At 42.8% G+C, this 9,309-nt stretch carries 7 protein-coding genes and 1 rRNA gene; all 8 read left to right on the forward strand.

Annotated features, from left to right (window positions below; translation table 11 throughout):
• The first annotated feature begins 53 nt into the window (after positions 1-53).
• A complete protein-coding gene (gene dnaN, locus AM506_RS19870) occupies positions 54-1,190 on the forward strand; it encodes a DNA polymerase III subunit beta (protein ID WP_060674629.1) in 1,137 nt (378 codons plus the stop codon).
• 184 nt (positions 1,191-1,374) lie between these two features.
• Positions 1,375-1,593 carry a S4 domain-containing protein YaaA gene (gene yaaA, locus AM506_RS19875; RefSeq protein ID WP_034764734.1) on the forward strand — a complete coding sequence of 73 codons (219 nt, stop codon included), beginning with the start codon at positions 1,375-1,377 and terminating at the stop codon, positions 1,591-1,593.
• A 17-nt stretch (positions 1,594-1,610) separates the two neighbouring features.
• A complete protein-coding gene (gene recF, locus AM506_RS19880) occupies positions 1,611-2,729 on the forward strand; it encodes a DNA replication/repair protein RecF (RefSeq protein ID WP_060674630.1) in 1,119 nt (372 codons plus the stop codon).
• A gap of 9 nt (positions 2,730-2,738) precedes the next feature.
• Positions 2,739-2,993 (forward strand): extracellular matrix regulator RemB, encoded by a 255-nt coding sequence (remB, locus tag AM506_RS19885; protein ID WP_060674631.1) that lies wholly within the window; start codon positions 2,739-2,741, stop codon positions 2,991-2,993.
• A gap of 42 nt (positions 2,994-3,035) precedes the next feature.
• Positions 3,036-4,964: a DNA topoisomerase (ATP-hydrolyzing) subunit B gene (gene gyrB / locus AM506_RS19890; RefSeq protein WP_152968637.1), complete on the forward strand. Its 1,929-nt coding sequence runs from the start codon at positions 3,036-3,038 to the stop codon at positions 4,962-4,964.
• 108 nt (positions 4,965-5,072) lie between these two features.
• Positions 5,073-7,607 carry a DNA gyrase subunit A gene (gene gyrA / locus AM506_RS19895; protein ID WP_060674632.1) on the forward strand — a complete coding sequence of 845 codons (2,535 nt, stop codon included), beginning with the start codon at positions 5,073-5,075 and terminating at the stop codon, positions 7,605-7,607.
• Between the two features lie 149 nt (positions 7,608-7,756).
• Positions 7,757-8,842, forward strand: coding sequence for an HD-GYP domain-containing protein (locus AM506_RS19900; RefSeq protein ID WP_060674634.1), 1,086 nt, complete (start codon positions 7,757-7,759; stop codon positions 8,840-8,842).
• A gap of 317 nt (positions 8,843-9,159) precedes the next feature.
• Positions 9,160-9,309, forward strand: a 16S ribosomal RNA gene (locus AM506_RS19905); the annotation flags it as partial.

A 9,309-nucleotide genomic window follows, 5' to 3' on the forward strand; every position in this document is an offset into this window, starting at 1 on the left:
TATTAGTATATGATTCAGTCCATAAAATTATGTGCAAATTGGAGGAATAAATCATGAAATTTGTTATTCAAAGGGACCATCTTGTCCAGAGCGTCCAGGACGTCATGAAAGCTGTCACATCAAGAACAACGATTCCCATCCTGACAGGGATCAAAATCATTGCAACGGAAGATGGAGTCACATTGACCGGCAGTGATTCGGATATCTCGATTGAATCCTTTATTCCAAATGAGGAAGAAGGTACTGAGATCGTTGGTATCATGGAAACAGGAGGAATCGTCCTCCAGGCTAAATTCTTTAGTGAGATCGTAAAGAAGTTACCGAAAGATACGGTTGAAATCGAAGTTCAAAGTCATTTCCAAACGGTCATTCGTTCAGGACAGGCAGAATTCAATTTAAACGGTCTGGATCCTGAAGAATATCCGCATCTTCCACAAATTGAAGAAGGAAATGGAATTAAAGTTGCAACGGACCTTCTTAAAACGATGATTAGACAAACCGTATTTGCAGTGTCCACCTCAGAAACACGCCCCATCTTGACAGGTGTAAACTGTCAGATCGAAGACGGGGCGTTGAGCTGTATTGCAACAGATAGTCACAGACTTGCGATGAGAAAAGCACCGATTGAGACCAATCATGATGCGTCTTACAATATTGTGATACCCGGGAAGAGCTTAAATGAGTTGAACAAGATCCTTGATGATACGGATGAAGCCGTTGAAATCGTCATTACGGAAAACCAGGTCCTGTTCAAGGCTAAACATTTATTATTTTTCTCAAGATTATTAGAAGGGAACTATCCGGATACAAGCCGTTTGATTCCTTCTGATACGAAAACAGAATTGACCCTTAATACAAAAGAATTTTTACAAGCGATCGATCGTGCATCACTACTGGCGAGAGAAGGAAGAAATAACGTCGTGAAACTTTCGACGCTGGATGGCGGAATCATTGAAATTTCATCGAACACGCCTGAAATCGGGAAGGTCATCGAGCAGGTGGAAAGCCAATCGGTGGAAGGGGAAGAATTGAAAATCTCCTTCAGCGCGAAATATATGATGGACGCACTAAAAGCCATTGAAGGAACCGAAATCCATGTAAACTTCACGGGAGCGATGAGACCGTTTGTATTGAAGCCCCTTCATGATGATTCCATTCTTCAATTGATCCTTCCGGTAAGGACGTACTAAAAGACAAAAAGCCAACACCTTAGAAAAAGATCAGGTGTTGGCTTTTATTATTAACCCCGCAGAAACCGAGCATCTGCAGCGGAAATTACCTCCAGATCTTTCTCCATTTTTCGTTAGTTGTGACTTAACTCCATTTAGAGTAAAATAAGATATTAGAGACTTTATACGGAAAGTAGTGATTTTAGTGGCAAAAGAGATCACCATAGAAACAGAAATCATCACATTGGGTCAATTCCTGAAGCTTGCTGAAGTGATTCAGTCCGGCGGGATGGCGAAATGGTTCTTAAGTGAATATGAAGTATACATAAACGGGGAACAAGACCAAAGAAGAGGGAGAAAACTTACGGTTGGTGACAAAGTTGAAATTCCTGAAGTAGGGGTCTTTGTGGTTGCTGGAGAATAATAAAGGGTGTTATGTCCATGTACATTGAACAATTAGAATTAAGAAACTACCGTAATTACGAATCGATAGACGTGAGTTTCGAAAATAAGGTGAACGTCATCCTTGGAGAAAATGCCCAGGGGAAGACGAATATCATGGAGTCTATCTATGTCCTGGCAATGGCTAAATCCCACCGGACCTCAAATGATAAAGATTTAATCCGTTGGGACCAGGAATATGCTAAAATAAAAGGTAGGATTCAGAAATATAACGGTGGATTGCCTTTGGAGCTGATCCTGTCCAAAAAGGGAAAAAAGGCGAAGAGTAATCACCTTGAACAATCTAAATTGAGTCAATATGTCGGGAATATGAATGTGGTCATGTTTGCACCTGAAGATCTTCATTTGGTAAAAGGGAGCCCTCAAGTCAGGCGCCGTTTTATCGATATGGAAATTGGTCAGGTTTCTCCTGTTTATTTACATGATATCAGCCTTTATCAGAAAATATTACAGCAACGGAACCATTATTTAAAACAGTTGCAAACGCGAAAACAAAAAGACCAGACGATGCTTGATGTCTTGACGGAACAGTTCATCGAGATGGCGGTAAAAATTACGAAGAAACGATTTGAGTTCGTTCAATTGTTGGAAAGTTGGGCGAAACCGATCCATTCAGGGATTTCAAGGAACTTAGAAACGTTGGAAATCGTATATAAACCGTCTTTGGATGTATCAGATAATCAAGAATGGTCAAAAATGGTAGATATATATGAGCAGAAATTTGATGGTATCCGTGAACGGGAAATTGATCGGGGTGTGACCCTGGTGGGACCGCACCGGGATGATCTTCAATTCATTGTGAATGGACGGGATGTTCAAACATTCGGATCTCAGGGGCAGCAACGGACAACGGCCCTTTCGGTGAAGCTTGCAGAAATCGAACTGATCCACTCTGAAATCAAAGAGTATCCCATTTTACTTCTGGATGATGTTTTATCTGAACTCGATGATTATCGTCAGTCTCACTTATTAAATACCATCCAGGGGAAAGTTCAAACCTTCGTCACCACGACCAACGTGGACGGAATTGATCATCAAACCTTAAATGAGGCCACTACGTTCGAAGTAGAAGCCGGATCCATGAAAAGATTGAAATGAGGTGTTACCTTGTACATACATGTTGGAGAAGATGTCATGGTACGTACAGATGAAATCATCGCCATTATTGATCGAGACACCGTTCAATTTTCAGAGGAAATTCAACATTTCCTAAAAACGAAAGATAAAAACCTTTGCAATCTCGCGAAGGGTTCATATAAATCTCTTGTTATCACAACAGGCCAGTTGTATCTTTCACCACTGGCATCAAGTACGTTGAAAAAGCGATCAAAGAAATACTCAAACTATGAGAATTTATTATAGAAATATAAAGCCCTGAAGGTTAGAAAGTGTAGGTGAATCAGTATGGCTATAGAGCAAAATCAAGCGCAAGGCGGCTCCTATGATGAAAATCAGATTCAGGTTTTAGAAGGTTTAGAGGCCGTTCGGAAAAGACCGGGTATGTATATTGGATCAACAAGCAGCAGAGGTCTGCATCACTTGGTGTGGGAAATCGTTGATAACAGTATTGATGAAGCATTAGCCGGACACTGTAGCGAAATCGAAGTCATCATTGAAGAGGATAACAGTATCACGGTGACAGATAATGGACGTGGTATTCCTGTCGGTATCCACGAAAAAATGGGACGACCTGCTGTAGAGGTCATCATGACGGTCCTTCATGCCGGCGGTAAGTTCGGCGGCGGCGGATATAAAGTATCCGGAGGTCTGCACGGAGTAGGGGCATCGGTTGTTAATGCCCTTTCCACGGAGCTTGAGGTACATGTCCATCGTGATGGAAATATCTACTATCAGAAATTCGAAAAAGGTGCCCCGAGCTTCGACCTTAAAGTGGTTGGAGAAACGGATAAGACAGGAACGATCATTCATTTTACTCCAGATCCTGAAATCTTTACTGAAACAACGGAATACGAATATGACATACTAGCAAATCGTATTCGCGAATTGGCTTTCTTGAACAGAGGGATCCAGATCAGTATTGAAGATAAGCGCGGTGAAGGGAAAAGAAGGGACTACCATTATGAAGGTGGAATCAAGTCCTACGTTGAGCACCTTAACCGTTCGAAAGAAGTCATTCATGAAGAGCCGATCTACATTGAGGGTGAGAAGGATGATATAACTGTTGAAGTCGCCATTCAATACAATGACGGTTTCGCAAGTAACCTTTACTCATTCGCCAATAACATCCATACCCATGAAGGTGGAACCCATGAGTCTGGATTCAAAACGGCATTGACGAGGGTCATCAATGATTATGCCCGTAAAAATAATGTATTCAGAGAGAATGATGCGAATCTTTCAGGGGAAGATGTCCGGGAAGGATTGACAGCCATCATCTCTATCAAACATCCTGACCCTCAGTTCGAAGGTCAGACGAAAACAAAACTCGGGAACTCAGAAGCAAGGACAATCACAGATTCCCTTTTCTCAGAGCATCTGGAAACATTCTTACTTGAAAACCCGGTTGTCGCACGAAAAGTCGTGGAAAAAGGCCTGATGGCTGCCCGTGCCCGACTGGCTGCGAAAAAAGCAAGGGAGCTTACCCGTCGTAAGAGTGCCCTGGAAATCTCGAGCTTACCTGGTAAACTGGCGGACTGTTCTTCTAAAGACCCAAGCATCAGCGAAATCTATGTGGTTGAGGGTGACTCAGCTGGTGGATCTGCCAAGCAAGGTCGGGATCGCCACTTCCAGGCCATCCTTCCTCTACGTGGTAAAATCATCAACGTAGAAAAGGCGCGTCTTGATAAGATCCTTTCTAATAACGAGGTCCGTGCGATTATTACCGCTCTCGGTACAGGGATCGGTGAAGATTTCAATCTAGCTAAGGCGAGATACCATAAAATTGTGATCATGACCGATGCCGACGTCGATGGCGCTCATATTCGTACGCTATTATTAACGTTCTTCTATCGTTACATGAGAAACATCATTGAAGCAGGTTACATCTACATCGCACAACCACCCTTGTATAAAGTACAACAAGGGAAGAAAATTGAGTATGCCTATAATGATAAAGAACTGGATCGCATCCTTGGAGAGATTTCCCCAACACCTAAACCTGGCATCCAGCGTTACAAAGGTCTTGGAGAAATGAATCCTGAGCAGTTATGGGAAACGACAATGGATCCAGAAACAAGAACATTACTGCAAGTAAGTCTTCAAGATGCGATCGAAGCTGACGAAACCTTTGATATCCTGATGGGTGACAAAGTAGAGCCAAGACGTAACTTCATCGAAGAAAACGCAGCTTACGTCAAGAACTTGGATATCTAAAATAAAATAAACAGGATAGACCTGGGTGCTATCCTGTCTTTTACATAGCGGACAAGGTAAAGAGTGAGAAAGGTCTAAATCTTTCTTTAAAAGGAGGTCCCTTTTACTATGGCAGAAACACCAAGATCGAATGTTAAAGAGATTAATATAAGCAGTGAAATGCGCTCGTCTTTCCTGGATTACGCGATGAGTGTCATCGTTTCACGTGCCTTACCAGATGCACGTGATGGCCTTAAGCCCGTCCATCGCCGTATTTTATATGCGATGAATGACCTCGGCATGACGTCTGACAAAGCGTACAAGAAATCAGCCCGTATCGTCGGTGAAGTAATCGGTAAGTATCACCCTCATGGTGACTCTGCCGTTTATGACACCATGGTTCGTATGGCACAGGATTTCAACTATCGCTATATGCTGGTTGACGGTCACGGTAACTTCGGTTCTGTGGACGGTGACGCTGCAGCGGCCATGCGTTATACAGAAGCACGTATGTCCAAGATCTCTATGGAACTCATTCGTGATATTAATAAAGACACAATTGATTATAAAGATAACTATGATGGCACTGAGCGGGAGCCGGAAGTATTGCCTGCGCGTTTCCCTAACCTTTTGGTAAACGGTTCTTCAGGAATCGCCGTAGGGATGGCAACGAATATCCCTCCCCATAATCTTGGAGAGGTCATCGATGGAATCCTTGCATTAAGTAAAGATCCTGATATTACGATCCAAGAGCTGATGGAATTCATTTACGGTCCTGATTTCCCTACTGCCGGTTTGATTGTTGGGAGAAGCGGGATCCGCCGTGCTTACGAAACGGGTAAAGGTTCCATCACCATGCGCGCCCGTGTGGAAATCGAAACAAAGAGCAATGGAAAAGAAACGATCATCGTCCATCAAATCCCCTATCAGGTGAACAAAGCGAGACTCATCGAGAAGATCGCGGATCTTGTCAGGGATAAGAAGATTGATGGTATCACGGATCTCCGTGATGAATCGGATCGGAATGGTATGCGCATCGTCATTGAAGTAAGAAAAGATGCCAATGCGAACGTACTGCTAAATAATTTATATAAACAAACGGCACTTCAAACAAGCTTCGGGATCAATCTTCTGGCACTTGTAGACGGCCAGCCGAAGGTATTGAACTTAAAAGAATGTCTCTTTCACTATCTTCAGCATCAACGCGTAGTCATTCGCCGCAGAACGGAATTTGAATTGCGTAAAGCGGAAGCAAGGGCCCATATTTTAGAAGGTCTGAGGATTGCCCTGGACCATATTGATGAAATCATTGCCCTTATCCGCGGCTCACAAACAACAGAGCTTGCGAAACAAGGTTTGATGGAGAATTTCTCCTTATCTGATAAACAGGCCCAAGCGATCCTGGATATGCGTCTTCAGCGTCTAACCGGTTTAGAACGTGAAAAAATTGAAGATGAGTACCAGGAACTGGTGAAGCTGATTGCTGAACTTAAAGCGATCCTTGCAGATGACGAAAAAGTTCTGGAAATCATCCGAGAAGAGCTCATCGAAATCAAAGATCGCTTCAATGATGAAAGAAGATCGGAAATTGTAGCGGGTGGAATCGAGAACATCGAGGATGAAGACTTGATTCCTCGAGAGAACATCGTCGTTTCCCTCACCCATAATGGTTACATCAAGCGTCTCCCGGTTTCTACCTACCGCAGTCAAAAACGTGGCGGAAGAGGGATCCAGGGTATGGGTACCAATGGTGAAGACTTCGTTGAAAACCTGTTGACGACTTCTACTCATGACACGATCCTCTTCTTTACAAACAAAGGAAAAGCGTATCGTGCAAAAGGATATGAAATCCCAGAGTTCAGTCGTACTGCAAAAGGACTTCCGATCATCAATCTGCTCGGAGTAGAAAAAGATGAGTGGATCAACGCCATGATCCGGGTCGAAGAATTTGTGGACGATTGGTACTTATTCTTTACGACGAAGCAAGGGATCTCAAAACGTACGCCGGTATCGGATTTCGCCAATATCCGGACGAACGGGCTGATCGCCATCAACCTTCGGGAAAATGACGAGCTGATTTCCGTGAAACTGACCGATGGCCAAAAAGATATGATCATCGGAACGAAGCAGGGTATGCTGATCCGTTTCCCTGAAACAGACGTCCGTTCCATGGGAAGAACAGCCACTGGAGTTAAAGGAATCAACCTCAGCGATGATGATATCGTTGTCGGTATGGAAATCCTTGAAGACAAGAGTGATGTCCTGGTTGTCACGGTAAATGGTTACGGAAAACGTACTCCAGCCAGTGAGTACAGAGTCCAAACCCGTGGTGGTAAAGGATTGAAGACATGTAATGTGACTGAGCGTAATGGAGAACTCGTCTCTGTCAAAGCCGTCACAGGCGAAGAAGACTTAATGATCATCACGGCCCATGGTGTCCTCATCCGTATGGACGTAAATGATATTTCCACAACGGGACGTAACACTCAAGGGGTCAAGCTGATCCGTCTTCAAGAAAGTGAATTCGTTTCAACCGTCGCCAAAGTTGAAAAAGAAGATGAAGAAGAAACGGAAGCCCCTGTCGAATCTGTTGAAGGAATGGAACAGGATGACATGGAAGAACAACCGGCTTCAGATGAGGCTAATGAAGATACAGAAGAATAAATAATAGAGTAAGCTATTTTCAGTAATGGATATCCATTCTGGAAATAGCTTATTTTTTGTAGGAGACCTATTTATTTTTTGAAAATAACAAACATACTTCACTGAATTTGGTAAAATAAACTAAAAGGACAGACGTGAGGTGTGTATAGTTGAAGGTACATCGCGGGGAAATACAATTAGGCTGCATCGTTGCAGAAGATATCATGGGAATGGCAGCAAACCCGATCATTCCAAAGAATACGGTGCTTGAAGAAGAACATTTTAATATCCTTCAAGCATTCCATATCAACGAGTTATACATAGAGAAAACAAAAGCCGACGGGAATCCATTCAGGTCACCGCTCTCTTCTGATAAGGCATCCACTCAGGAAGAGACGGATTCTAAGGAGACAATAGGATTTGTAGATCTTTATTTAACGACAGTAAAAGAATACAAGAAGGAATTTATGAATTGGCAGTCGGGTACGGCTGTTAACGTGGCAAGAGTGAGAGAACTCATACTCCCCGTTATTCAACAGGTGGAACAAAACCATATTTATATCTATTCCCTTCACCACTATTCAACGAAGAAGGATTATCTCTATCATCATGCGGTTTCAGTCAGTATCATCAGTGCTTTAATAGGAAAGAAGATCGGTTTACAGTCGGGACAGATCAATCAACTGGCATTAGCGGGGGCGCTTGCTGACTGTGGGATGGCTAAGGTGAGCCCCCGCATATTATCCAAGGATCAGCCACTGACAGAAAGTGAATTTAAAGAAGTGAAGCTGCATACGGCAAATGGGTATAAGATGGTCAAAGACACTCCCTTATTAAAAACCGAAACGAAGCTTGCGATCTTTCAGCATCATGAACGCTTTGATGGAACAGGATATCCTGCATCAGAAAAGAGCGAACGTATCCACCTCTATTCACAGATTGTCGGGATTGCAGACATGTTTCATGCCATGACATCAGAAAGAATATACAGAAGCAAGCAGCCGATCTTCAAAGTATTGGATATGATCAGCAAAGACTTGTTTGGCAAATTTGATATAAAAGTAGTGGAAGGACTCCTTCAATTAATGGGAGACTTAAGAACAGGCACCCCGGTAAAGTTATCGTCCGGAGAATTTGGAGAAGTCATATATACCAAACCGAACGACTTCACCAGTCCGATTGTTAAACTAAAGACAGAAGAAATAGTAGATTTATCTCAGCAAAAGGACATCTATATTACAGAGGTTTTTATTTAAGGTCGTCTACGATTTGGCTTCCGAATGAAGAGAGTCGCAGGTCAGTAAAGTGACGTGCGACTTTTTAACATTTACCTCTTGCAAACTTGTTTAATAGTGTGTATACTATTATTTGTTGTCCGAAAGGCATTACATAATTATCAAGAAAATAACTTTTCTAAAATAATAAAAACACCTTGACGATAAACGCTTTAAATGATATATTATATAGGTCGCTTCAAACGAAGCGCTTACACATTGAACCTTGAAAACTGAACAAAACAAGACAATACGTCAACGTTAATTCTAGATTTATTTTTAAAGAGCTATTCAAACTTTTATCGGAGAGTTTGATCCTGGCTCAGGACGAACGCTGGCGGCGTGCCTAATACATGCAAGTCGAGCGGATTGATGGGAGCTTGCTCCCTGATATCAGCGGCGGACGGGTGAGTAACACGTGGGTAACCTGCCTGTAAGACTGGGATAAC

Origin of the sequence: Rossellomorea vietnamensis (genome assembly GCF_001305855.1) — a bacterium.
In the GTDB taxonomy this organism is placed as follows: Bacteria; Bacillota; Bacilli; order Bacillales; family Bacillaceae_B; genus Rossellomorea; species Rossellomorea vietnamensis_A.